Below are 25,340 nucleotides of genomic sequence, written 5' to 3'. Positions count from 1 at the left end.
TCGACATCGGTCCTATGCGCGGCCGCAAGTCAAATAACACGAACAGTTTATTTCCAAAGGAGCAGTACAAACCCATCTACTTATAGCTCGGGTTGAACAGTTGCGCGTCGGCAGGACGTGTATCATCAATTCGGTGGGGAACGGCGGCCGGCCGCCACCCTCGGGGCGCCGGGGGCTGGGCGTGATCGACTGATGCGGCTCGCCCCGCGAAGTCGACATGCTTTTCCGGCCCCCGCAACGAAACGCCAAGCTCGTTGGGCTTCGCTTTGCGTTCCCGGCTGGCAAACAGACTGCGTTGATAACGGAATCAAGTGAGAGTCGGCCTGCTGTAGTGATGCCAGGATCGGGGGAGGTTTTTCAGGGTGTGCTAAAGTCTCGAAAACTCATCCAATCGTACTGCCAACGTCATCTCAATACATTCTGACAGTTTTCGAAATTTCTCAATATAATCAATCAGATCGGCACCAGACGGAGGTGAATCGCCCCGGAAATTTAGGAGGCCGTTTGGTGTGAGTCAGGCGACATGGCCTGGCCGGAAAGTTGTCGGTAGTAGCTTGCCTCAGCTTCGGCCGGCGGTATATCGCTAAGCGGTTCGAGTAAGCGATGATGATTGAACCAGGTCACCCATTCCAGCGTCGCCAATTCGACGGCCTCGCGCGTCTTCCAGGGAGCTCGGCGATGTATCAGCTCTGCCTTGTACAGGCCGTTTATGGTCTCGGCCAACGCGTTGTCGTAGCTGTCGCCCTTACTCCCCACAGAGGGCTCAACCCCGGCTTCGGCCAGGCGCTCGCTGTACCGAATGGAAACGTATTGCGAGCCCTGTCGCTATGATGAATCAAGGCTTCGTCACGCTCGGCTTGGCGGGCGTACAGCGCTTGTTCCAAGGCATCCAAGACGAAGTCGGTGCTCATCGAACTGCTGACGCGCCAGCCCACGATACGCCGGGCAAAGACATCAATCACAAAGGCCACATAGACAATGCCTTGCCAGGTCGAGACGTAGGTGAAATCGGACACCCACAGTTGATCGGGCCGCTGTGCTTTGAACTGACGGTTGACCCGGTCCAGCGGGCAAGGTGCGGCCGCATTGCCGACGGTGGTCTTGACGACCTTGCCCCGCATCACACCGCGCAGACCGGCGCGGCGCATCAAGCGTTCGACAGTGCACCGGGCGGCCTCCATGCCTCCGCGACGCAGCTGGCGCCAGACTTTTTCGGCACCGTAGACCTGCATGTTGGCTTGCCAGATGCGTTCAATTTGAGGGGCCAACACCTCATCACTCTTTGCGCGGGCACAGCGCAAAGCCGGATTGCGCCGCTGCGCGGCGTAATGCCAGTAGCCGGACGGGGCGACCTGCAAGACTTTGCAAATCGACTCGACCCCGTACGCTTGGCGGTGCTGGTCAATGAACGTTCTCACGACTTGAAGCGGCGGTCGAGCTCCGCCTGGGCGAAAAACGCGCTGGCCAAGCGCAGGATTTCATTCGCCTTGCGCAGCTCTTTAACTTCTCGCTCCAGCGCTTTGAGGCGCTCGCTTTCGGCGGTGGTGGTACCCTCACGCTGGCCGGTGTCGCGCTCACGTTGGCGGACCCAGCGACGCAAAGTCTCGGCGGTACAGCCTATCTTGGCTGCGATGGATGTGATGGCGGCCCACTGCGACTCGTACTCGCTGCCGGCCTCTTGGACCATGCGCACGGCGCGCTCCATCACTTCGGGGGAATATCGGACTGATTTTTTCATGGTCGCTCCATTTTCTCAAATGTTGGAGCCCCCTTCAAACCCGGGGCGATTCAGAGAGCCGAGGACGAGTGTGTGTGCGCACGTCGCGCAGGCGTGGGTATAAGGGAAGACGGGATGCTGTTCTACCTTCTCCACTCCCATCACGCCGAGCAGCCGTCACGCTATACTTTACTTATTGCTCGTCAGATCAGTATCACCCAGGCTGAGATACTAAAGTATTTTTCACAGCGAGGGCTATATCAAACCATCAGGGAACGCATGAAAGCTAACATTCACCTACTGGGCGAGCTGCTGGTTGCCGAACTAGAGGACGGCCAACGCCTTGAACACGCTGATGCTATCGAATTAGCTGAAATGCTTTGGGCGCACGGCGTAACCAGTGCCGAAGTCACCGCCGTCGACTGGCACATTGATCCTGTCCGCGCCCCTTTGGGCGGACAGAAGATAGCCATCCACTCACTACTTCGAAGCCGAGAGGCATCAGCAACTCAGCGCCCGCTACCCAAGCATTCAAATGATCTAACGAAAGATCAGCTTGCTAAGCTCATCACCACCGTTCAAGAAAATGATCTCCTCTTGAGTAAATTAAATGCGGAGCGTGTCCAGAAGAAGAGTTGATATCGCACAAACAGCATTTTACAAAGGACCCGCAAATTTTCACGTCCTGCTTTAAGGCAGGCATCGTCCAGGCACCGGCGCCGGTCGACGCCTTCCAACGCGGCAGCGATGGTTTCCGGCTGACCGAAGTCGAAAGGCGTACTTTCCGCTACTTCGACCGATTGGACCAAGCGTGACGCCACCTTGCGGCGCCGAGCAGGCGGTGGCGGTCATCGAATTGCTCGACGATCTGCGCGAGCAATTCCTGCGGCAACGCGCCGCAGGTCCAAGCTCACCATCGGGACAACCGCGTTCCGGATGGGCGCCAATCAAAAGCCCAGTCCGACATTGACGGCGAGCCGTTCTGAAACTAGCGGCAAGCTCGCACGCGCCCAGTACCAAGTAGAAAAGCGCGCGCGAGTCCCATATTTCCGCGCTTTTACAAACCCGCTAACATTGTTTACTAGTTCGTCAGGCGCAACAAACTGCGCAGGGTACTGTCCGCCCACTCGCATTGTCTGACGAGGTCAGCTCTAAGTTTCTCCGCTTCCGGCGGGCCGCTTGTGCGCTATCCTCGCCGTGCGGGGTGCTCTCGCCATAGTCCCCCATGGCCTTCATGTCGTTCGCGCACTTCGCGATCGCAAGAAGAGAGGCCGCTATTTCGGGACTGAAATAGAATTCGCTAAGGTTCGAGCGATCGAAGAAATGCCAGATCGTCTCGTCAGGCAAATGGATGCCGCGAGTTCTAAGCATCAGGTGAAACTCTTGCAGTCCCTTGTAGATATTCAGTCTTTCGTTGTGCAAAGCAATTTTATTGGCGTGCTCGGCGCTTCGCGCGGACCGCTCGGCACTGATAGCAGCACGATGGGCTGACCAGGTTGCTACCGTCGAAATGGTTGCAGCTGCGATAGCGATGCCCTCTGAGATATCCATTTTTCCTTATAAACCGTTTATACAGTATTTTCCTTGGCGTTTAGATAAACACAGCAGCAGGAACCTGAAAGCGTCCGGCCAGTTCTTTAATTTGCCGAACATTAAGTTCACGTTTTCCGCGCAAAATCTCTGATACCACTCCTTGGCTGCCGATTTCTGGAAGGTCAGACTGGGTGAGATGATGCTGCTGCATCAGAAACCACAAAGTCGCCGCAGGCGAAACTTCTTGAGCGGTGTTGTGCGAATCGTCGTAGTCACCAATCACGGCACCCAACGCGTTTGCCAGATCGGCGAGTGGTGAACCCTCGTTGGCAGCACCTGCATCCAGGAGCTGGTTCAAGACCGTACCGGCTTGTTCATAGTCTGCTTCCGTACGGATCGCACACAGTGGAACCAGAGCTGCTAAAGCCTGAAAACCGGTGGTGATGTCGCTAATCGGATGACGGTCCATAAGGCTTCCTTTGTTGTACTCCTTGCGCAATATGGGTGCCATTGAGAACATCACGTGCAAGACATAAGCGTGGCGTGTGCGAGCCCCACATTCAATGCCTATCCACTATTCGTAAGAAACGCATCTCAGGTTAGCTCGATTTTGTCATCGAGGTCGTGACGTCCCCGGAATTCGAGGGCACAACTCCATCCCAATTGCCGCCGGTCGGAAATGTTATGCGACACGTGAGGGTAACGATTTACTTGATCAGATAATCGTCTTTATTTTTCCCATCGAGCCATTTAGGAGCACGACCACGCCCTGTCCACTCTTGGCCAGTCGCGGCATCCCGGTATTTGGCTGCAACGGTTTGACGTACCTTAGGTGCTTTAGTCGCGCCACCCAAATCAGCGATGGTCAAGCCGTAGGTCTGCATGATCTCACGAACTTGGCTCTTCGCAGCCGAAATCTCTCTTTCACGCGCCTGCGCAGCTTGTTTTTCAAGTTCTGCAATTTGGGCTTTCAGCGCGGCGTAAGAACTCGTCATGGCGTTAATCCTTTTGATTTTTGAAACCAAATTGTACCTCTAACCAGGCACATTTGATGTGCACAAAACTTTCGCTGACGAGTGTTGTGATCGACAGGCAGTTATAGCCTGTATGGGAAGCTACATGCAACAGGTACAGATGCCGCTTCCGACCCGCAAAACACGGTAGCGTTAGGACATGCTATTGAGCATGTCATTGCGTTCTCCATACGATGATGAGAGAGCACGCTCCGTGTATCGTATCGTCTCTATACATGGCACATGTCTCTAACCATGGCACCAAAATCTTGTTGACGCCAGGTGCATTCTGAGTCACCTTCAACGCCGGTCAATTTATTTTGGAGCCGGATGATGTGCATCGACGATGAGTATCGGGCAGGGCGAGCGAGAACAATCACGAAAATGATGGACATGTGTGAGTGGATTTCAGCAGAGGAGCTCATGCTGCGTATCGATCAGCCTGACGCGCGCGAACTCTTGGTCAAGTGGGAAGACGAGCGAAAAATCTTCAGCATCCCAAGCCCGCGTGGAGCGCTGTATCCTCGATTTGAATTTGATTCGAAAATGAGACCGTTACCGATCATCAAAGACATCTTGGACCTGTTGGCGGAGGATGACGCTTTCGCGATTAGCAGCTGGTTCATTTTTAAAGATGACTGGATATCTGGTTTGGTTGACGGCAGAGAGGTACCCATCGCGCCAATGTATGTTCTCGACGATCACGATGCTGTCTTAACGGCCGCGCGCAACTCCACAGGGACCTACTACACGTAGCAAAACGGTAGCCCACGACAAGCTCGCATCAGATCGCGCAACCGAAGCTCCAGCTGAAAGATTTGCAAGCCTGGAGGCCGAGGCGGCGCGCGAGATGTCGGCGGCGGATCAGGCGCCACGAACGAAATCGGTGCGCCGGCCTTTGCCCGATCATTTACCACGAGACGAGAAGCCCTACATCCGACGGCCTATGCCTGCCTCGCCTGTGGCGGCGGGCTGAGGCAGCTGGGCTAGAATGTGGCCGAGCAACTGGAGTGGGTACCGGCCTCCTTCCGCGTGATCCGCTATATGCGCCCCACGCTCGCGTGTGCCTGCCGCGACGCCATCGTCCATGCGCCGACGCGGAGCTGACCGATCCAGCGCGGCATCGCCGGCCCCGGCCTGCTGGCGCATAAGCTAGTGACGAAGTTCACGCAGCGCGCGACACCGCCGACCACCGAGTTGCTGCGCCGGATCGCCGAGCATTACGCGATTGAGGCCGAGATCCGGGGCAAGCCACCCGACGAATGAATACAAGTTCGGCAAGCCCGATCGCGCCGGTGCTCGACGACCTGGAACGCTGCGCGCCACCCGCTCAATACGTTGTCGCGCAAGTCCGATACGGCGGCGGCGACCCTGTACGCGCTCAAGCTCTGGCCAGCGCTGCTTCTACTGCGACAACGACTCCATCGAGATTGATAACTCTGCTGCTGAACGCGCCTCGCGCGGTGTCGCCATCGGCCGCCGCAACTACCTTTTCGCCGGCGCCGACAGCAGCGGGGAGCGCGCCGTCACGCTTTACTCGCTGATCGGCACGGCCAAGCTGAGCGGTGTCGGCCCCGAAGCCTGTTTGCGTCACCTACTGACGCATATCGCCGCTAATCCCGTCAACCGGGTCGATGATTTCTTGCCTTGGAATTACAACCTGCACAGTAGCGCTTTGAGATCACGCCGCTTCCCAGCGGTGTTGACGCCATCCTCGATCAAGTTACCCTGGGCATCCCAGACGGTGCGGTCTGACATATTCGTTGTGGGCAGCGACCGATAGTAAGCGTCCAGCCGTCCCATCTATGAATTCTTAATCGGCACCGCCAAACTATCGCCTCGATCAATACAGGAGGTGGAAGGTGTCAAACAAGGACCGGGAAAAAGTGTGGGAAGAACGTGTGGCGCAGTGGCGGGCCAGCGGACTATCGCAGCGCGCATACGCCATCGAGCAAGGCTTTCCGATCCGGCAGGTAGGCTATTGGGTACGGCGACTGACCAAGTCGCCGGCCGTGCCAGGCTTGTTACCGGTGCGGGTGGCGCCGGCGGCGCCGGCACCAGCGGCGATCAGCCTGCGCAACGAGCGTGGCTGGACCCTGAGCCTGCCGGGCGACGTCCCTGCCGGCTGGCTGGCCGAACTGATGCGCGCGCTGTGATGGAGCTGTTGGCCGATGCGATCTGGCTGGCGACGGCGGCGGTGGACATGCGCACCGGCATCGACGGCTTGTCGCTGCACGTGCAGCAGGCGCTGGGGCGCCCGCCGTGCGACGGCGCGGCCTACGTGTTCGCCAACCGCCGCCGCACGCGCCTCAAGCTGGTGTGCTGGGACGGCACCGGCGTGTGGATGTGCTTGCGCCGCCTGCATCACGGCCAGTTCGTCTGGCCGCAGGCGGACGATGCGTGCTGGCAGATGAGCGCGGAACAATGGCGCTGGCTGGTCGCCGGCGTGGACTGGCAGCGCCTGTCGGCACCGGCGCCAGCCCAGTGGCGCTTGTGACGACGTAAACTGTTTTGCTTGTAAACGTGGAAGGCACCCGGTAAACTGTCGCGCCATGGACCTGCTCAACGAACTCGCCCGCACCGACATCGACCCGGCCCTGCTGGCGCAGGTGCAGGCGCTGTTCGCACAGCAGCAGGCCAAGCTGGCCGAGAAAGATTTCAAGATCACGGCGCTGACCCACGAGCTGGCCTACTACCGCCGGATCCGCTTCGGCAAGGCCAGCGAGGCGCTCGTCGGCGAGCAACGCTTGCTGTTCGAGGAAACGGTCGACACCGACCTGGCCGCCATTGAGGAGGAGCTCGAAGGCCAAGCGCCGGCCAAGCGCCAACGCAAGCGCGCCGGCCGCCAGGCGCTGCCGCCTGAACTGCCGCGCATCGAGCACCGCCACGAGCCCGACTCGTGCCAGTGCGGCCAATGCGGCGCCGACCTGGTCAAGATCGGCGAGGACGTCAGCGAGCAACTGGACGTGGAGCCGGCGCGCTTCTTCGTGCATCGCCACATCCGTCCGCAGTACGCCTGCCGTCCGTGCGAGACGGTGACGGCCGCGCCGATCCCGCCGGCCGTCATCGATGGCGGCATGGCCGCCACCGGCCTGCTGGCGTGGGTCGCCGCCAGCAAGTACCTCGACCATCTGCCGCTGTACCGGATCGAGCAAATCGCCGCGCGCCAAGGCGTGCCGCTGGCGCGTTCGACCTTGGCCGAGTGGATCGGACACATCGGCGTGGCCTTGCAGCCGCTGGCCGACCGGCTCGCCGAACTGCTGCGGCAACACGACTGCCTGCACGCCGACGAAACCCCGGTGCGCCAACTCGATCCCGGCAGCGGCAAGACCCGCCACGCCTACCTGTGGGCCTACCGCTCCGGCGCGCATGACGACGGGCCGCCCATCGTCGTGTTCGACTACCAGACCAGCCGCGCCGGCACCCATGCGCGCGCCTTCCTGCATGGCTGGCGCGGCCATCTGATGGTGGACGATTACGTGGGCTACAAGGCCCTGTTCGTCGACGGCCCCACCGAACTGGCCTGCCTGGCCCATATCCGTCGTAAATTCTTCGACGTGCACGCCGCCAGCGGCAGCCCCGTCGCCGAGGAGGCGTTGCGCCGCATCGCGGCGCTATACGCGATCGAGCAGCAAGGCGCGGGGCTCGATCCGCCGCAACGCCGGGCGCTGCGCGAACGATTGGCCATGCCGGCGCTGGCCGAACTGCATGCCTGGTTGCTTGCCACCCAGCGCGCCGTCGCCGCCGGCAGCGGCACGGCCAAGGCCGTCGACCATGCGCTCAAGCGCTGGCCGGCGCTGGAGCGCTATGCCGGCTCGGGCACGCTGCCGATCGACAATAATCCGGTCGAAAACGCCATCCGTCCCATTGCCATCGGCAAAAAGAACTGGTTGTTCACCGGCTCGGAGCGGGCGGGCCATCGTGCCGCCGCCATCCAGAGCCTGTTCGCCACCGCCAAGCTCAACGGACTAGATCCGGCGCGCTGGCTGGCGACTGTTTTGGAACGTCTCCCGACGTGCCCCAACAGCCAGATCGACTCGCTGTTGCCATTTCCGGACTTTATCCAAACCTAAGCACGCTGCATAGGTGGGGCCGCTGGCCGCTTACCCTGTGTCGCCTGCGCCTGTAGGATGCGGGTGTCGAGGGTGGCGCGGATGCCCGACAGACGCAGCTCGCGCAGGGCGCGTTCGATTTCGTTCACGGTCATGCTCATGGTGTCTCCTTGCTTACGTTCAATCTCAATATGCTGGTCAGCCAGGCTTGAACAATTCAATGAGGTCTGCGCGACAATCTAAATATAGTTTTGCGGGTAAATTTTCCGTTCGACGAGCTCGATCAGAATATGGATTATCTTGATGTGCATCTCCTGAACCCTGTCGGCGAAGCGGCCTCCCGGAGCCTCAATGCATACTTCGCATAAGGCCGCCAATTCGGAGCCTGGCTGGCCGGTCATTCCGATCACGTGCATGCCAAGCTGGCTTGCAACTCGAGCGGCATTGACAATCGATGGACTTCTACCGCTAGTGCTGATAGCTAGAAGCACGTCTCCAGGGCGGCCATGTGCCTGAATAAAACGCGAAAATACCTGGTCATAGCCATAATCGTTGGCCACGCAGGACATATAGCTCGGGTCGCTAATGGCAACAGCTGCCATACCTGGACGGTCGAGCCGGAATCTACCGGTGAACTCTTCGGCAAAATGCATGGCGTCACACATCGAGCCCCCGTTGCCGCAAGAGTATGCCCGCCCCGAATTTTCGAATGACGTGATGAGCAAGAGCGCGGCTTGGGCGACAGCTTGCAAAGAACGCGGATCACCGGCAAAAACTTCCAGCGTTGAGTGTGCTTGAGCTAAGCTAGCCTTGATGTGTTCAATCATCGCGAATTTTTCTCCATAAAACTCATATAGGTGAGGTTTGCCGTGTCCGTGCGCATATCATTGTCCCTGCACACTCAGTACACGCGTAATGCGGGCGATGCTCCCAGCCTCGCAGTCGGCGGGCCATAGCTCAATGACGTCGCCGTCCTTAATATCTAAAGTTGGCGGAACTGGCGCTACCGCCGAGCGTATTAGCCGAACATTGCGGTACCGGACTTTCACATACCGATTGGCCGTATATTGATCACGCGGCAAATCGGCCAAACATTTCGGAAGCTGCGTCATTTGGAAATCGGCCATATAGGTACTGACTACATTGCCCCGTCTTGCTCCATGCTTCCAGTCGACCACACCCAACGTCGGGTCGGTCACACAACCCGCGAGGCCATGCAAGGCAGCCGTGGCTAGCATTACTCTCAAACTAAACATACCGTTCTCCCTAAATTGTCGATGCGGTAGATCGAGGCTGGCATGGGGCCCGCCATCGCTTCGGCGGTAGCGGCTCGCCGCTGCAGCCCGCATCCGGCAGGTGCAGGTTGTTCATTTGTTCTCCTCATGTCGCCAAATCTGAGCCATTGGCCACCCTATATCAACTGGAGAGTCAATCACGCGCGAAAATAACTTTATGCGCAAAATCGTTCCACCGAAAAAGCGAAGATACAGCCCGTTGAAGCGACATAGATCGCACCAATCCGTGCCACCGGTTGCGGGGTTGACACGAAACTCACGGTGGTTTCTGCGCCTGCTCTTCGAGAGATTAATCATAATCCCATTGTGCCGTATGCCGTGACGATATTGGAGTGCAACGGTACCATCGCGCATTGGAACAGATCGAATCAGCCGCGCTACGGCCGCTTTCTACACGTTTTCACGCGCAACTAGATGTATAGCGCTTGTCAGAAATCGAAATAGTAAAAATTGTGCGCTTTTACATTTCCCGGCTGTTAAGGAGCTCTGCTACCGCGCCCTGCGTGTTGCCGGCATTGGTCGGCGCAACCTTGTTTGCAGGCGCAGACATTCTAGTTCTCCTGCAAACCTTATCCCGTCATGGACTTGAATAGCGTTCCGATTTCCTTGTATTCGTCGAGTGCCTGTTGCACCAAGAATTCGTATCTGATCGCTTGGTTCGCAAAAGCAGAACGTTCGGTATCCATCTCGACAGTATTGCCATCAACCGCACCTTGACTGGGTATCCGATAAAGTAGCGTTGCCATGAAGGGCGCCTCATTGTTACTCGTCCCAGAAACTTTCAATTTGGCCACTGTTCCTGTTTTGGTAGCGAGCGCCTGTTGTAGGGATGTACGGAAATCGATATCGCGCGCCTTATAGTTGGGCGTATCGGCATTCGCAATATTCGATGCCAGGACGGTGAGTCGCTGCTCGGAAATTTTGAGCGCTTTCGCCCAAAAATCATCGTCGGCTGCATTTGCAGCGGAATTAATGCCGGAACCTTTCAAACTATTCATAACGTTCTCCTGCAAAAATAAAGACCGGAAATAGAAAACCATTGGTCCGTCTACAGACCAATAGGGTTATGTCTTGCTAACGCTCATCCTTCTTGCGCGTCCGTAGTCTCCACCATGGAGAAACCCACCACAACGCTAAAATCATCGACGAGACAAGCGCCGCTACCACACCTCCAAGTGGATGGCCGACGACTTCGGCAGTCACCAGGTTCGCGCAAAGGACCAACGCCAGAGATAGGAATGCCGCGCCGACAAGCATTTGCTTGCTCGCGCCATTCTTAAATTTTTCACGGTCATCAAGCGGCCTGAGAACGCGGTGCTGCACTGCAGGTGTGGTGAACAAAATCAGGCTTGATAACGAACAAACGAACGTGGCCATAAAAATCCATTTCTCCACCTGAACAATCTGCTGGAACCCAGAATTAAATGGCAGCGTTATGAGGAAACCGTTTAGCAGCTGCGCGCCAGGAAGCAAAATTCGCAACTCATTGAGCATCTCCGTCATGTCTGTTTCATCGTGTTCGGATGGGCTCTCTGATGGGTAAGTCATCCTGCCTCCCTAAACGACAACGGCCGCGCATCAAGGACGACATCGAACGCCGCCCGTGCGGTGCAGCCCAGTTCAGCGAGAAGATCTAAAGGATCTGCGTGCTTAGCTTCAGGACGACTAACTCGTTGAGGGGTTTCCTGGATCTGTGACTGCAGGGCGTCACCGCTGGGCGTCAATGCAGATTGGGGCCTCATTGCGTGCTCCCAGGTTGAGCAGCTTGTGGACCAAAGCTGTGATCGCCATCAACGCACGGTGTCGTCTCAAACTGGATCGTTATATGGTGGATGTTGAACTGCTGCGCCATCGACTCGCGTATCTTGCTCAGTAGTACCTGTTGCCCAGCCGTCTCTAACTGCGTCACAACGTGCGCTGTCAGACTGGCTTTGCCACTCGTGATCGCCCAGACGTGAAGCTCATGGATGCTGGACACGCAATGGATTTTACCCAAGGTGTCTGCTATCTTGATGAGGTCTAAGCCGTCCGGTACACCTTCCAAGAGGATATTCATACTTTCCTTGAGAAGAGTCCAGGTACGTGGCAATACCCACAGGCCGATCAGCACCGCAATGGCTGAATCAACCCATGGCCAGCCTGTGACCCGGATGATAATTGCGCCGGCGATGACACCGACCGACCCGAGCATGTCGCTCCACACCTCCAAATAGGCACCTTTGACGTTGAGGCTCTTGTCCTTGTCGTTGGCCAGCAGACGCATGCTGATAAGATTAATTGCCAGGCCCAATGTTGCTACAATTAACATCGCACTGGTCTGAATTTCGGGCGGGTTGTTGATTCGCTGATAGGCTTCGTACAAGATGTACATCGCCACCATGAACAACAGCACTGCATTGAATGCCGCAGCCAGGATCTCAAAGCGGTAATAGCCAAAGGTACGCAAATTATCCGCCGCGCGTTTGCCGATGCGAATGGCCGCCAATGACACCGCCAGTGCGGCGGAATCTGTGAACATATGGGCAGCGTCGGATATTAGCGCAAGACTATTTGTCATTACGCCTCCCACGACCTCGGCTATCAGGAACGTAGTGGTGAGTATCAATGCAATCCACAGGGGGCGTTCGTTTTTCCCTTCGGTGCCGTCGTTCGCGTGACTGGAACTCATTGTCGCTCCTTTACTTTCTAGGTTTCTTGTGGCGCCGGTGGCCGTGAGGCTTCGGCGAAGGGGTGACCAGGTCCAGATGCGGCTTTCTGCTCTTCTTAAGCCGCCGCTTGTAACTGTAGTTAAGCCAGAAAATGAAGCCCGCTAGAACCAGAAGCATCACAATAGAGCCGTATACCAAGTAAGGCTGAAGCTTATCGTGTACCGCCGAATCAGAAGTCATAATGAATATCCTCGTTTGGTGACACGTTTTTTAGGCGTGAGGAACCCCGCCGGCTCGCATTACAGCGAGCCGGTAGAGCCGGCCGATAGTTGCCGGCCGCTTTCAGTCGTGAATTAGTTTGGGTTAGTGAACGGTCTGTGCGTCATCGGCGACTGGCTCCTTCACTTCGTCGTTTCGGTGCATGAGGCGGTATAGCAGAGGAAGTACCAGCAAGGTCAATGCCGTCGACGACAAGATGCCGCCGATAACTACTGTCGCCAACGGGCGCTGTACTTCGGCGCCGGTACCGGTGGCAAGCGCCATTGGTACGAAGCCTAGGGAGGCGACCAGGGCGGTCATCAGTACCGGGCGCAGACGAGTCAGCGCGCCTATCACGACTGCCTTATCCAAAGCCATTCCCTCTTCGCGCAGGGACCGGATGTAGGAGATCATCACCAAGCCGTTCAGCACGGCTACACCTGACAAAGCGATGAAGCCCACTGCCGCAGAGATCGACATCGGGATGCCCCGCATCGACAAGGCGATGATGCCGCCGGTCAGCGCGAATGGAATGCCTGTGAACACCAACAAGCCATCTTTCACGTTATTAAACATGACGAACAACAGGGTGAATACGAGGAACAAGGCCAGCGGCACGACGATTTGCAGGCGCTGGGTTGCCGACTGAAGCTGTTCGAAAGTACCGCCCCACGTGGTCCAGTAGCCTGATGGGATCTTCACGCTCTTGGCGATGGCCTGCTCGGCCTCGGGCACAAAGCTACCGATGTCACGGCCGGATACGTTGGCACTGATGACGATACGCCGCTTGCCGTTCTCGCGACTAATCTGGTTTGGACCAGGCGCGAATTCCAGCATTGCCACTTCGCCCAATGGAATGAACGATGTTGCCGCACCTGCCGGCACAGGCAATGAAATTGGCAGACGACGTAGCGCGTCCAAGTCGCTACGCATGACTTCCGGCATACGCACCAGGATGTCGAACCGGCGATCGCCTTCAAACATGATGCCGGCTTCGCGGCCACCAGTGGCAATGGCCAGCGCTTCCTGCACGTCGCCGATGTTCAGACCGTAACGCGCTGTCTTTTCACGATCGATCTTGACTGTGAGCATCGGGAGCCCGCCAGTTTGCTCAACCTTGACCTCGGTCGCACCTGGCACGCGCTGAAGTACCTCGGCAATTTCCTGACCGGTTTTCGCTAGCACGTCCATGTCGTCGCCGTAAACCTTTACTGCAACGTCACTACGAACACCGGAAATCAGCTCATTGAAACGCAACTGAATTGGCTGTGAAAACTCGTAGGCGTTACCTACATAATTCTCTGCTTCTTCCTTGATTTCTGCGACCAGCTCGTCACGAGTCTTCTTCGGCTTTGGCCATTCTGATTCAGGCTTGAACATGATGTAGCCATCCGAAATGTTCGGCGGCATTGGGTCCGAAGCGATCTCCGCGGTACCGGTACGAGCAAATATACGGTCAATTTCAGGGAATTTCGCTTTCAATCCTGCTTCTAGCTTCTTCTGCATTTCCAGCGACTGAGTGAGGCTGGTGCCAGGGATCCGCAACGCCTGTATGGCTATGTCTCCTTCGTTCAGGTTTGGAATAAACTCACTGCCCATGCGTGTGGCCAGCAAACCGCACAATACGATCAATACCACCGAACCGGTCAGCACCGCAGTACCGCTGCGCATGACTTTTTCCAACAGCGGCTCGTAGGCATTCTTTGCCCACACCATCAGACGATTCTCTTTCTCCGCTACGCGCTTGCCGATGAACAGGGCAACAGCAGCAGGGATGAAGGTCATCGACAGTATCATTGCGCCCAAGAGCGCTGCGACAACAGCGAAAGCCATCGGGTGGAACATCTTGCCCTCTACGCCCGTCAGGGCGAAGATCGGCAGGTACACGACCATAATGATCAGCTGACCAAACAACAGTGGGCGGCGTGCCTCTTTTGCCGCAGCAAACACTTCATCGAATCGCTCACGCAAGGTAAGCTGGCGTTTCAGGTGTTCCTGAGCATGTGCCAGGCGGCGAACGCAGTTTTCGACGATCACGACGGCGCCGTCAATGATGATGCCGAAGTCCAACGCACCGAGACTCATGAGGTTGGCGCTGACCTTGTACTGCACCATACCAGTAAAGGTAAAGAGCATCGCCAATGGGATGACCATCGCGGTGATGAGTGCCGCGCGGATATTACCAAGGAAGAGGAAAAGGATAATGATCACCAGAATCGCACCCTCAAGAAGATTTTTCTTGACGGTGTTGATGGCTTTGTCGACCAACACGGTACGGTCATAAACCGGGATAGCCTTGACGCCCGTCGGCAACGTACGGTTGACCTCTACCATTTTCTTCGAGACAGCCTGCGATACCACACGGCTGTTCTCACCGATCAGCATGAAGACCGTGCCGAGCACGACCTCGCGGCCGTTCTCCGTTGCGGCGCCAGTACGCAGCTCTCGTCCGATTGCCACTTCCGCTACGTCGCGGATACGAATCGGCACACCCTGCACATTATTGAGGATAGTGTTGCGTATGTCTTCCAGTGTACGAACCTGGCCCGGCGCGCGGATCAGGAACTGCTCCCCCTTGCGCTCAATGTAGCCGGCGCCGACGTTATTATTGTTACGGTCGATCGATGCAACCACGTCTTTCAGCGTCAGCCCATAAGAGCTCAGCTTCACAGGATCAGGCGTGATATGGTACTCCTTGGCAAAGCCGCCAATGGAGTTGATCTCGGTAACGCCAGGGACCTGACGCAACTGTGGCTTAATGATCCAGTCTTGGATCTCGCGCAGGTCAGTCGGCGTGTATGGGGTGCCGTCCGCTTTTTTTGCGTTGGGCTCGCTTTCCACGGTCCAGAGATAGATTTCTCCCAAGCCGGTCGAGATCGGGCCCATCATTGGAGCAACCCCAGCAGGCAGCTTGTCCCTTGCTTCTTGTATACGCTGGTTCACTAATTGCCGAGCGAAATAGATATCGGTACCATCCTTAAAGATCACCGTTACCTGGGACAGGCCATAGCGCGACAACGACCGGGTCTGCTCAAGATTCGGCAGGCCGGCCATCACCGTTTCAATTGGGAAGGTTACGCGCTGTTCAACCTCCAACGGCGAATAGCCGCTGGCACTGGTATTAATTTGTACCTGGACGTTGGTGATGTCCGGCACGGCGTCGATTGGCAGCTTCTGATAACTGTAGACACCAATGGCGGCCATGGCGATCACCGCCAGCATGATCAGCCATCTCTGGCCGATGGCAAATTGTATGATACGTTCAAACATGTCTGGTTCCCCGATCAGTGGTCATGGCCTGCAGTGCCTTTGCCCTGTTCGGCTTTCAAGACATAGCTGCTCGATGCGGCATACGTAGTACCAGCGGACAGACCACCAACGATCTCAACTAGCTTCCCGTCGTTGTCGCCGGTCTTCACTGGCTGCATCTTGAAGCCCTTGTCGACCTTGACGAACACCACCGTTTTTCCTTCGACCGTTTGCACCGCATCAGCCGCGACAGCGACCGGCACGTTCTTCTCGCCACGCAGCACCGCTACGTTGACGAAGAGACCTGGGCGCCATGCCAGATTTGGATTGGTGATGACTACCCGCGCCTTGGCAGTACGGGTTTGCTCACCGAGTAGGTTACCCACGTAGCTGACCTTGCCCGTTGCGCTAGTATCGTTCGCTGCGGTAGTAATCCGTACAGTTTCGCCAACACGCACAGTTTCAAGATCCTTTGGCGTCACAATAATTTCAACCCAGACGCTCGACAGGTCCGACAGCAAAAACACATTGGCATCTTCCTTAACAGCTTCACCTTGTGCAATATGCTTTTCCACCACCACGCCGTTGAACGGCGCGCGCAGCACATAGCGGTTGAGTGTGCCATCACCTTCACCCGCACCCAATGCGGAGAGTTTTGATTTCGCACTCTGCGCTTCGATCTCGGCCTCACGCAATGCGGTCTGCGCCTGCAAATAGTCTTGCTCTGCCGAGATTTTGTCTTCCCACAGCTTCTTCTCCCGCTGATAAGTCAGTTGCGCCAGGCCAAGGCGTTTTTGCGCCGCGAGCGAAGCACTGCGCAGGTCAGCCAGCGCAGGGCTGGAGATAACAGCAAGCACCTGCCCTTTTTTGACGGACTGTCCAAGGTCGGCTGATACCGCCTCGGCTACACCTGGTGTGCGCGGTACGATGTGCGCGGTCAGGTCTTCGTTAAAGCGCACTTCACCTGGCAACTGCATTACATTGCCCATAGTTGCCGGCGCGGCCTTCGCAACAGTAATGCCAGCGGTCTGGAGTTGCTGAACGTTGAGCTTGATAACGCCTTCTTCGTCAGCGTGATCTCCTTCCTTACCGCCTTCCTTTTCAGCGTGGCCACCTTCCTTCTCAGCGTGACCACCTTCCTTCTCAGCGTGACCACCTTCCTTCTCAGCGTGACTACTTTCCTTGCCTTCTTCTGCGCGCGGCGCTTCGGTAGCGGCGCCATTACCTGCGTCTTTTTTCCAGAACATGATGATTGCGGCCAAGACGATGCCGATCAGCACGATGACCAGCGCAGGCTTTATAGATTGTTTGTCGATATTAAAATTCATTTTGCATTCCTGTAGGTCGGGATGGAGCCTGCGTTGTCATCCACAGCGGTGTAGCGCTGCAGATCGGCCAGAGAGCGATAGCGAGCCGATAGCGCGCTCAAATACTGAGCGCGACTCTGGAACAGAGTGCGCTGCGCATCGAGCACATCAATAAAACCGAACTTGCCCAACTCGAAGCCGGTCACCGCCGCATCGAAGGCGCTTTGCGCAGCAGGGAGAATTTCCTTTCGCATGCTATCGATCTGCTCTTGCGCGACCGATGCACGCTGATGGGCGTCGGCGATCGCCTGGCTTGCCCTTAGGTATTCGACCTCAGCGTCAGTCCTGGCCTTGTCTACACTGCGTAGGGCAGACAATAAATTGCCCTGGTTGCGGTTGAACAGCGGTAAGGGAATAGCCAGGCCAACCACCGTCTGCGAGACATTTGTCATGCGGTCCTTCTTCTGACCGAGCGTCACGGTCAGATCGGGAATGCGATCAGCTTTGGCGAGATTGACCTGTGATTCTTGGCGTGCGATCTGTATTTTCGCTCGTTGCATCTGTGGCGACGTGTCCAGACGTGACTGCAGTTCCGCCAAAGGCGGAATCGCAGCCAAATCAATGTCGGGGGTCTGTAAAGGCCGCTTCTCAGGCTCGGTGCTCCCCCACAAAGCGGCTAAGCGCCGTTTGGCCAACGTCGCGTCAGCCAGCGCTTGCGACAGCTCCAGCCGCGCGCCCGCCTCGACCACGCTGGAACGGGTTTTCTCAAGTGGAGAGATCTTGCCAGCTGCTACACGACGGCTAGCGGCGCTTGTAGCCTTGCCGGCGAGGCTCAGCGATTCTTTGGCCAGCGTCACGTGCTCTTGCGCCGTGATGGCTTCCAAGAAGGCAGCGATGACATCGGCGCGTAGATCGGCCTTGCCGACAGTGACGTCGCCAAGCGCGAGGATGCGATCCTGGTCTGCCAGCTTGATGCGGGCGCCACGTTTTCCACCCAGTTCAAGGGCCTGGCTTAGTTGATAGGTATCGGTACGCCCGCTGGTCGAGGACATGCCTTCACGCAGCAGGGAAATCTCCGGATTAGGAAACAGGCCGGCCTGTACACGCGCGCCTTCGGCGATCGCCACACTTTGGGCGGCCGAACGCAGTTCAGGGCTGGTGGCCAGAGCCATGGAGATGGCTTGTTCCAACGTTAATGGTGCATTGCTCGTATCAATTGTTTGCATACGCTCGCCGGCAACATACGCGGGGGATTGCTGCCCAACTGCTTGGGCACTAAATGGGATAAGCTGCGCAAATAGTACAGCCGCGCCCATGACTAAATGTCTGGATTGCATGAATAACTCCGAAATTAAGAAACGAAGAAATCCGACGGCGTGCAGCAATCTGCCTAAATTCAGGCAAAGATCACATAACTATAAAGAGAACTACACTAACCGCCGGAGTTAAGCGGCGACTACCCATTGAGGGCGCTCAGGAGGAGCAATGTAGTAAGAGGAAAGGACGATATCGGTAGAAACCGGAGCAGCTTCAGCGAAGTGCGGATGCGATATATCTTCAAAGCTACTGATCGACAAAGTGCCGTGAGCGCAGGAAGAGCAATGTGAATGGACCGACGACTTCTTCGCGTCCGACGGCTTTTCTTTCAGCACCGAAGCCACATCATCCACGGCGCTGGCGTCAGGGTGATGGCCGAAATGATTTGCTGCTCTGCCCGTCTCATGTGTGCAATAGACTGCCACCACGCTCCAGCTGAACTGCAGCGCGAGTAGGGCAATTAGCATGATGAGGGTTCGACGGGCCATGGCTGCACTATAACATGATGAGTGCGTTTTAATTTGTTGTGTGCAGAAAATTTTTAGCTATTCCAACTGTCGTTGCTTAAAGGTTTGCAATTAGTAAAGCACGTACCTAAAGGCAATCTTGCCACATAGTGCCATAGTGGGTTGGATGTGAACTGTCGTACAGTCTTCCGATTTAGCATCATGCTACTATTACTCCATGCGACGAATACTGTTGATTTTCCTGTTAATTATTGTGCCATTCCAGTTCTCCTGGGCGGCTGCAGGGGACTATTGTCGTCATGAGTCGGGAAGCGCCGCAATGCATTTCGGTCATCACGCGCACCAACATCAGGATAGCGCTGAAAAGAGCCAATCCAATGCTAAGTCTGTCAAGTCACACCCCGACTGCGGCGCCTGTCATGGCGCAGGTTTTGCGCTATTTAGTCAGCCCTCGGATGCATTGGGGTTCACCCCAGGTGAAATCGTTGCCCCTGCCGCAGCCGTGAGCTACACATCTCATATCTCTGAGTGCCCTCTACGTCCTGATCGCTTCATCCTGGTTTGAATTGCAATGCCGCAGCCGCGTCCGTCGTGCTGTAAACACACCAGTTTGAATTGATGAAGGATTGCACATGAAACATGATGATAAGGACGGGCATGATCACAGCCATGATAAAAACGATGGCGCGGGCAATGAACACAATCACAACGGCTTTCTAGGAGAGAAGGCAGAGCTTGTTTTCGTTGGATTGACTGGCGCGCTCCTCTTGGCCGGTTGGGTGGCAGAAAAAAATCAGTTCGGCCCAGGATGGCTGGCCCTTTGCCTCTATATAAGCGCCTATTTCTTTGGCGGCTTTTTCACCACCAAGGAGGCAATCCAAAACCTCCTTGCGCGCCGCTTTGAAATTGACACACTCATGCTTGTTGCCGCTGCCGGCGCCGCAGCGCTTGGCGAATGGGCTGAAGGCGCGCTGCTGCTATTTCTCTTTAGCCTCGGCCACGCGCTTGAACATTTTGCGATGGGCCGCGCACGCAGAGCAATCGAGGCGCTGGCTAAACTGGCACCGGAAACCGCTACAGTCAAACGGGGAGACAGTACCGAGGTGGTAGGCGTCGAGACGCTCCGAGCCGGAGATGTCGTCTTGGTGAAACCGAACGAAAGAATGCCGGCCGATGGCGTCGTGACGCAAGGGACGACCAGCGTAGATCAGGCGCCTGTAACAGGAGAAAGCGTCCCCGTCGACAAACAGCCCGTTGACGATGCGACGGCGGCCATCGCCGCATTCGACAAGGTTGCCGCGAACAACCGCGTATTTGCCGGCACGATCAACGGTGCCGGGGCCATCGAGGTGATGGTCGCTCGCTTGGCAAAACAATCTGTCATGGCGCGCGTAGTACAGATGGTGGCAGAAGCTGAAGCCCAGCGCTCACCGACGCAGCAATTCACTGATAAATTCGAACGCATATTCGTACCTTCGGTGCTGGGCATCGTCGCATTGCTGATGTTCGCCTTTGTTGTAGTGGACGAGTCCTTCAGCGAAAGCTTCTATCGTGCAATGGCTGTGCTCGTTGCCGCCAGTCCGTGCGCACTGGCCATCTCCGTTCCCAGTGCCGTACTATCGGGCGTGGCGCGCGCGGGACGCAGCGGTGTGCTGGTTAAAGGCGGCGGCCCTCTGGAAAATCTCGGCACATTGACCTCGATCGCATTTGATAAAACCGGCACTTTAACCGAGGGTAAGCCCAAGCTCACCGATGTCGTACCGGCGGCCGGCGTCACCGAATCGGAGCTGCTTGCATTGGTGTCGGCGGTCGAATCGCATAGCGATCACCCATTGGCGTCGGCACTGGTGGAAGGAGCGCAGGAGCGCCTAGGTAAAAACGCATCGCTCCCCTCCGCCCAGGACGTCAAAAGTATTACGGGCCGCGGTATTCAGGCCATGGTAGACGGTGAAACGGTCTATATCGCCAAGCCTGTCTTCTTCTCCGAGTTTAATGGCGCAAAACTACCTGTCGAGCAAGAGCAAGCAAATACGCAACTCATGATCGAAGGCCGTACCACTATGGTGGTGCTGAAAGGCGATAGGTACCTGGGTGTGATCGGCGTGATGGATACGCCACGGGACGTTGCGGCCAATGTGATGACTAGGCTGCGCTCACTGGGAATTGAACGATTGATTATGATCTCGGGAGACAACCAGAAAGTTGCTGATGCCGTTGCCAAAGTAGTTGGCCTGACAGAGGCTAAAGGCGATCTGATGCCGGAGCAAAAGGTCGACGCCATCAAGCAACTACGTAAAGACCACGGCAAGGTTGCCATGGTAGGTGATGGGGTCAACGATGCACCGGCCATGGCCAATTCGACTGTCGGCATCGCCATGGGCGCCGCCGGCTCTGATGTCGCGTTGGAAGCGGCCGATGTAGCATTGATGGGGGACGATCTGAGCCAGCTGCCATTTGTCGTGGGCCTATCACGACAAACCAGCCGCATCATCAAACAGAATTTGTGGGTCAGCCTGGGCGTGGTGGCAGTTCTCATTCCCGCGACGATCTTCGGGCTCAACATCGGCACAGCAGTGCTATTTCATGAAGGTTCCACTCTCATTGTGGTAGTCAACGCCTTGCGCTTGTTGGCTTATCAGGATAGGACCAGCAATACGTGAAAGTAGACTTATCTTTGATATCTTGAATGATATCGGAAGGAAAACTGCAATTAGATAAACATTGGCAACATCGCGGCGAGCCTTGTAGATATTGGCTTACTTTTTCACTACGCCGAAATTGCCATGTTATACTAGCCCAATGGCCCGTAGATTTCTTTACTTGTTGATGACAGTGATCGCACTTCAGTTGAGCTGGAGTGCGGTCACCGCCTATTGTCTGCACGAAGCAGGACAGGGGCCTCAACACTTCGGTCACCATCAGCATGCAGCCGCGCCCGACAGTAACGAAGACGCTTCCCAAGATAAGCCAAACCTCTCGAAAAAGACTGCCGCTCATACCCATTGTTCGGTCTGCGCCCACGGTGTTCATTCACACGACGGTGTCGCCGAAAGCGTTTTTCATCCTTTATTGGCGAGCATTGCCCCAATGGAGAATGTCGTTCATCCATCCTCCTCCTTTGCCCCCCCTCCAGAGCGCCCACAGTGGCATAACGTCGCCTGATTCCGGCAGCATTCCGTCTTTCTAGCCTTCATTGAAGTCGTGCCGAAGCCCTTGTGGGCAAGAAGAGAGTGCGCCGCCGATTTTCGCTCACAAGTTGATTTAAGCACGCACTCGTTATGGCTGTGGGCTTCAATGCCTGCGCATGGGGATGCGCATACGCGCACAAGTCGCTATTAACATCTCCAGGGCTCTAGGCCCCGGTGCACTGGTTCGTCCATCCCGCCATTGCGGTAGCACGAACTAATCGGGCGCTCATGCCCAGGGATAGGTTTGCACTTTTATATGTTCAAGCGCTTTGTCGTCATGTTGATCATCGCGATCGCCGGCCAGTTGAGCTGGGCGACAGTGACCGCCTATTGCATGCATGAGCAGGGGGTAGGCGCTAACCATTTCGGCCATCATGAACATGAACACAAGACTGACGATGCGAAGTCAATTACGGATAAATCATCGTCCACAAAGAAGTCAGCACAGCACGCCGATTGTGCTACCTGTAGCCACCATGGATCGCTTGGTACAGGCGATGCGCAATGTTCACCATCATTCAATGAATCGCTTCTCTCGCATGTAGAGGCCGCAGAACTTGCTCCTTCCTGTCCATATTTCAGTCTCCCAGAGCGTCCCAAATGGATTCGCGCCGCTTAAGTTCGGCGTCGATCATCACACGTTTATATTCAGCTCAGGCAGCTTTGCGTAGTTAATGTATCCCGCCGAATTCTTCCTTTAATTTAACGGAGAATTCCATGCATCTGTTTCACATTCATACCAGTGCTTCATCTGGGACGCCTCTACATCGCTGCACTTTAGGGCATCGTCTCAACACCTTGCGTCAGCTCATATGCGCTAGGGAGGCGATGCGATGATTCCCGCTATCCAGAATTTTTTTCCGCAAGCGGCTATCGTGCAATTCCGACTTCCCGGCACGCGCCCGTGGCAGCTGACGCTGGCCAGCGCAACGTTGTTGGTGCTGTTGTACAACCAGAGTTTTTGGAGGCTATTTATTGCCGCAACCGGTGGTGCGCAACTGTCCCACGTTCCGCTATATCTTGGTTCGTTTGCTGCACTCGTATTCATTTTCAATGCATTCTTGTGCATGGCCAGCTTTCGTTTTGTGCTCAAGCCGGTATTGATCGTGCTATTCATGCTGGCCGCCTCGGCGAGCTACTTCATTGATCAGTATGGCATCGCCATTGACGCATCGATGCTTCAGAACGTATTCGAGACCGATGTACGTGAAGCCACAGACCTGTTAAGTTTGAACCTTTTTCTGACGATAGGCCTGCTCGGCGTCTTCCCGTCGGTTCTGATCTATTGCATCAAAGTTCAGTACCCGTCGATGGCGCGCGCGGTATTAACCAATACAGGCTTTTTGCTGCTTTCTACGTTCCTCGCTGCAGTCTTGCTCATGTCGTTCTTCAAAACACTGGCGCCTGCCGTGCGGGAGAACCGACAGATGCGCTTCCTGCTCACGCCCACCAACGTACTCCATGCAAGTAAGACGTTCGTTCGACGCAAGTTCGAAAAGCCGCTGGTCGTGATGCCGTTAGGTACCGATGCGTCCAAAGGGAAATTGTGGGCTGGTCAAAAACGCCGCACTGTTACCGTCATCGTGGTCGGGGAGACAGCGCGCGCAATGAACTTTTCGCTCAACGGCTACGAACGCGACACGAACCCATTATTAGCCAAACAAGATGGGCTAATAAATTTCACGCAGGTCCAATCGTGTGGGACGGCTACTGCAGTCTCACTACCATGTGTTTTCTCCGGCTTTACCCGCGAGGATTATTCTGATGGAAAGGCTAGATCTCAGGAGGGCTTACTGGATGTCATCAGCTACGCTGGCATTGATGTCTTGTGGCGTAACAATAACTCCGGCTGCAAGGGTGTATGCGACAGAATCTCTTACGAGGACCTATCTCGTCCTACACCAGGTGAACCGTTCTGCAATACAGATGAATGCTTCGACGAACGGCTTCTGCAAGGTCTGCCCGGGGTTATCCGCAATGCCAAGCGAGACATAGTCATCGTGCTCCACCAGAAAGGCAGTCACGGCCCCGCCTACAGAAACCGGTATCCAGCCGAGTTCCAACGATTTGGCCCGGTATGCACTACCAATGAAGTTGGAAAATGCTCGCGCGAATCCATCGTCGCAGCCTATGACAACACCATTGCATATACCGACTATTTCCTGAGCAAGACCATTGATCTGCTACGCACAGCCGGCGCCGAAGATGACGTCGACACCGCCATGCTGTACTTCTCTGATCACGGCGAGTCGCTGGGGGAGAAAAATATGTACTTGCACGGCGCACCTTACGTCATGTCGCCAGAGGAGCAGCGGCATGTACCGATGATGCTCTGGTTTGACGACGGCTATAGCGAGCGCTTCGGCATCGAGCGAGAATGCCTGGTATCCCGGCGAGGTCAGAAATACTCACATGACAACGTCTTCCATTCGGTGCTCGGGATGATGAACATCAAAACCAAAGTCTATAAACCTGAACTGGATTTGTTCAATGCCTGCACTGTTCCTAAGTAGCGTTAACCGTTTCCAATCCATCCGGCCCGTCCAGAAGCTACTCTTGGTGTCGGCGCTGTTAATCCTATGGATTGGCAACTACACAAACATCGATCTGAACTTGGCTGATGCCATGTTTGATCGGGCTAGTGGAACCTTCCCCTGGCGCCACGCATGGTTTGCAGAGCGCTTCAATCACGTTCTGCTCAAAGGTACATTGATCGTCGCCGCCATCGGTGTGATCGCAGTAGCGACATGGGATCGGATTCGGCCTTTCGTTGCTTGGCGTGCCAGTACACGCATTGGCATGCGCGTGCTGGCGTTGTCGGCGATCAGCGTGCCGTTGGTCATTAGCACACTGAAGCAATTTAGCAGCTCTCACTGCCCTTGGGATTTGCAGCGCTATGGCGGCGACGCTCCCTTCGTCAGGCTTCTGGAACTGGTGCCTGGCGGAGTTTCCGCTGGTAATTGCCTGCCTGCCGGCCATGCATCCAGCGCTCTGTGGCTCGCTGCACTGGCGGTGTTCTGGCTTCCCGATCGACCACGCAAAGCGGCCGCCGTTGCATGCGCGCTGCTGATGTTCGGTTTTGCCGTCGGGTGGATACAGCAACTCCGAGGCGCGCACTTCCTCACCCATACCCTTTGGTCAATGTGGATCACAGTCCTCATCGTCGACTTGCTCTTCCAGTGGATTAGGAAGCGTGTGGCGGTCACCAACCACTCAACCGATTCCAACGCGCCTCTCATATGACAGCCTGATATACGCCTATGACTTTTCGAGGGAGCTCAAGCTGGCCGAGCCTA

General features: G+C 56.2%; 22 protein-coding genes, 3 pseudogenes and 1 other annotated feature. Of the genes and pseudogenes, 12 read left to right on the top strand and 13 right to left on the bottom strand.

What is annotated here, in order from left to right:
• Positions 1–492: 492 nt before the first annotated feature.
• Positions 493–1,738 (bottom strand): annotated as a pseudogene (locus AC0IYS_RS04790) (IS3 family transposase).
• Positions 1,344–1,460 (bottom strand) — a sequence feature (AL1L pseudoknot). Its footprint overlaps the pseudogene before it by 117 nt.
• A gap of 114 nt (positions 1,739–1,852) precedes the next feature.
• Here AC0IYS_RS04790 and AC0IYS_RS04785 point away from each other — a divergent pair.
• On the top strand, positions 1,853–2,356 hold the full coding sequence (locus tag AC0IYS_RS04785) for a hypothetical protein (protein ID WP_471704102.1): 504 nt from the start codon (positions 1,853–1,855) through the stop codon (positions 2,354–2,356).
• A 450-nt stretch (positions 2,357–2,806) separates the two neighbouring features.
• Here AC0IYS_RS04785 and AC0IYS_RS04780 read toward each other — a convergent pair whose 3' ends face one another.
• The 3 genes from AC0IYS_RS04780 to AC0IYS_RS04770 form a co-directional block, all read right to left on the bottom strand.
• A complete protein-coding gene (locus AC0IYS_RS04780) occupies positions 2,807–3,268 on the bottom strand; it encodes a hypothetical protein (protein WP_471704101.1) in 462 nt (153 codons plus the stop codon).
• Between the two features lie 40 nt (positions 3,269–3,308).
• Positions 3,309–3,719, bottom strand: coding sequence for a helix-turn-helix domain-containing protein (locus tag AC0IYS_RS04775; RefSeq protein ID WP_471704100.1), 411 nt, complete (start codon positions 3,717–3,719; stop codon positions 3,309–3,311).
• 238 nt (positions 3,720–3,957) lie between these two features.
• A complete protein-coding gene (locus AC0IYS_RS04770) occupies positions 3,958–4,245 on the bottom strand; it encodes an H-NS histone family protein (protein ID WP_471704099.1) in 288 nt (95 codons plus the stop codon).
• Between the two features lie 351 nt (positions 4,246–4,596).
• Between AC0IYS_RS04770 and AC0IYS_RS04765 the strand changes: the two genes are divergently transcribed.
• The 6 genes and pseudogenes from AC0IYS_RS04765 to tnpC all read left to right on the top strand — a co-directional run bounded on the left by AC0IYS_RS04765 (position 4,597) and on the right by tnpC (position 8,336).
• Positions 4,597–5,019, top strand: a complete 423-nt coding sequence (locus tag AC0IYS_RS04765; RefSeq protein ID WP_471704098.1) for a hypothetical protein — start codon at positions 4,597–4,599, stop codon at positions 5,017–5,019.
• A 237-nt stretch (positions 5,020–5,256) separates the two neighbouring features.
• Positions 5,257–5,370: an IS66 family transposase zinc-finger binding domain-containing protein gene (locus AC0IYS_RS04760; protein ID WP_471704097.1), complete on the top strand. Its 114-nt coding sequence runs from the start codon at positions 5,257–5,259 to the stop codon at positions 5,368–5,370.
• 81 nt (positions 5,371–5,451) lie between these two features.
• Positions 5,452–5,917 (top strand): annotated as a pseudogene (locus AC0IYS_RS04755) (IS66 family transposase); the annotation flags it as partial.
• 208 nt (positions 5,918–6,125) lie between these two features.
• Positions 6,126–6,419, top strand: coding sequence for an IS66 family insertion sequence element accessory protein TnpA (tnpA, locus tag AC0IYS_RS04750; RefSeq protein ID WP_471704080.1), 294 nt, complete (start codon positions 6,126–6,128; stop codon positions 6,417–6,419).
• Positions 6,419–6,760, top strand: coding sequence for an IS66 family insertion sequence element accessory protein TnpB (gene tnpB / locus AC0IYS_RS04745; protein ID WP_471708794.1), 342 nt, complete (start codon positions 6,419–6,421; stop codon positions 6,758–6,760). The genes tnpA and tnpB overlap by 1 nt, the downstream gene beginning before the upstream one ends.
• 55 nt (positions 6,761–6,815) lie before the next feature.
• Positions 6,816–8,336, top strand: a complete 1,521-nt coding sequence (tnpC, locus tag AC0IYS_RS04740; RefSeq protein ID WP_471704081.1) for an IS66 family transposase — start codon at positions 6,816–6,818, stop codon at positions 8,334–8,336.
• A 35-nt stretch (positions 8,337–8,371) separates the two neighbouring features.
• On the opposite strand, the pseudogene AC0IYS_RS04735 reads toward tnpC, so the two are convergent.
• From AC0IYS_RS04735 to AC0IYS_RS04695, 9 genes and pseudogenes are all read right to left on the bottom strand, one after another.
• Positions 8,372–8,476: pseudogene (locus tag AC0IYS_RS04735) on the bottom strand (ATP-binding protein); the annotation flags it as partial.
• 78 nt (positions 8,477–8,554) lie between these two features.
• Positions 8,555–9,142 (bottom strand): SIS domain-containing protein, encoded by a 588-nt coding sequence (locus AC0IYS_RS04730; RefSeq protein WP_471704095.1) that lies wholly within the window; start codon positions 9,140–9,142, stop codon positions 8,555–8,557.
• Positions 9,143–10,179: 1,037 nt separating this feature from the next.
• Positions 10,180–10,608 carry a flagellar basal body rod protein FlgB gene (flgB, locus tag AC0IYS_RS04725; protein ID WP_471704094.1) on the bottom strand — a complete coding sequence of 143 codons (429 nt, stop codon included), beginning with the start codon at positions 10,606–10,608 and terminating at the stop codon, positions 10,180–10,182.
• A 76-nt stretch (positions 10,609–10,684) separates the two neighbouring features.
• Positions 10,685–11,158 carry a DUF6328 family protein gene (locus AC0IYS_RS04720; RefSeq protein ID WP_471704093.1) on the bottom strand — a complete coding sequence of 158 codons (474 nt, stop codon included), beginning with the start codon at positions 11,156–11,158 and terminating at the stop codon, positions 10,685–10,687.
• Between the two features lie 190 nt (positions 11,159–11,348).
• Positions 11,349–12,278: a cation diffusion facilitator family transporter gene (locus AC0IYS_RS04715; protein WP_471704091.1), complete on the bottom strand. Its 930-nt coding sequence runs from the start codon at positions 12,276–12,278 to the stop codon at positions 11,349–11,351.
• A gap of 343 nt (positions 12,279–12,621) precedes the next feature.
• Complete coding sequence (locus AC0IYS_RS04710; RefSeq protein ID WP_471704090.1) at positions 12,622–15,786, bottom strand: CusA/CzcA family heavy metal efflux RND transporter; 3,165 nt, start codon at positions 15,784–15,786, stop codon at positions 12,622–12,624.
• A gap of 14 nt (positions 15,787–15,800) precedes the next feature.
• Positions 15,801–17,093 carry an efflux RND transporter periplasmic adaptor subunit gene (locus tag AC0IYS_RS04705; RefSeq protein WP_471704089.1) on the bottom strand — a complete coding sequence of 431 codons (1,293 nt, stop codon included), beginning with the start codon at positions 17,091–17,093 and terminating at the stop codon, positions 15,801–15,803.
• On the bottom strand, positions 17,090–18,409 hold the full coding sequence (locus AC0IYS_RS04700) for a TolC family protein (RefSeq protein WP_471704088.1): 1,320 nt from the start codon (positions 18,407–18,409) through the stop codon (positions 17,090–17,092). The genes AC0IYS_RS04705 and AC0IYS_RS04700 overlap by 4 nt, the downstream gene beginning before the upstream one ends.
• A 108-nt stretch (positions 18,410–18,517) precedes the next feature.
• The gene (locus tag AC0IYS_RS04695) at positions 18,518–18,856 is read right to left on the bottom strand and encodes a hypothetical protein (protein ID WP_471704087.1); all 339 of its coding nucleotides are present in this window, start codon (positions 18,854–18,856) and stop codon (positions 18,518–18,520) included.
• Positions 18,857–19,073: 217 nt separating this feature from the next.
• Here AC0IYS_RS04695 and czcI point away from each other — a divergent pair, with 217 nt between their 5' ends.
• From czcI to AC0IYS_RS04670, 5 genes are all read left to right on the top strand, one after another.
• Positions 19,074–19,421, top strand: coding sequence for a cation efflux protein, CzcI family (czcI, locus tag AC0IYS_RS04690; protein ID WP_471704086.1), 348 nt, complete (start codon positions 19,074–19,076; stop codon positions 19,419–19,421).
• Between the two features lie 67 nt (positions 19,422–19,488).
• Positions 19,489–21,516 carry a heavy metal translocating P-type ATPase gene (locus AC0IYS_RS04685; protein WP_471704085.1) on the top strand — a complete coding sequence of 676 codons (2,028 nt, stop codon included), beginning with the start codon at positions 19,489–19,491 and terminating at the stop codon, positions 21,514–21,516.
• A gap of 784 nt (positions 21,517–22,300) precedes the next feature.
• Complete coding sequence (locus AC0IYS_RS04680) at positions 22,301–22,663, top strand: hypothetical protein (protein WP_471704084.1); 363 nt, start codon at positions 22,301–22,303, stop codon at positions 22,661–22,663.
• A 214-nt stretch (positions 22,664–22,877) separates the two neighbouring features.
• Positions 22,878–24,557, top strand: coding sequence for a phosphoethanolamine transferase (locus AC0IYS_RS04675; RefSeq protein WP_471704083.1), 1,680 nt, complete (start codon positions 22,878–22,880; stop codon positions 24,555–24,557).
• Positions 24,535–25,287: a phosphatase PAP2 family protein gene (locus AC0IYS_RS04670; protein WP_471704082.1), complete on the top strand. Its 753-nt coding sequence runs from the start codon at positions 24,535–24,537 to the stop codon at positions 25,285–25,287. The genes AC0IYS_RS04675 and AC0IYS_RS04670 overlap by 23 nt, the downstream gene beginning before the upstream one ends.
• Positions 25,288–25,340 lie beyond the last annotated feature (53 nt).

The organism is Duganella sp. AC237, from assembly GCF_979254035.1.
This window is presented reverse-complemented; position numbering and strand designations above follow the sequence as displayed.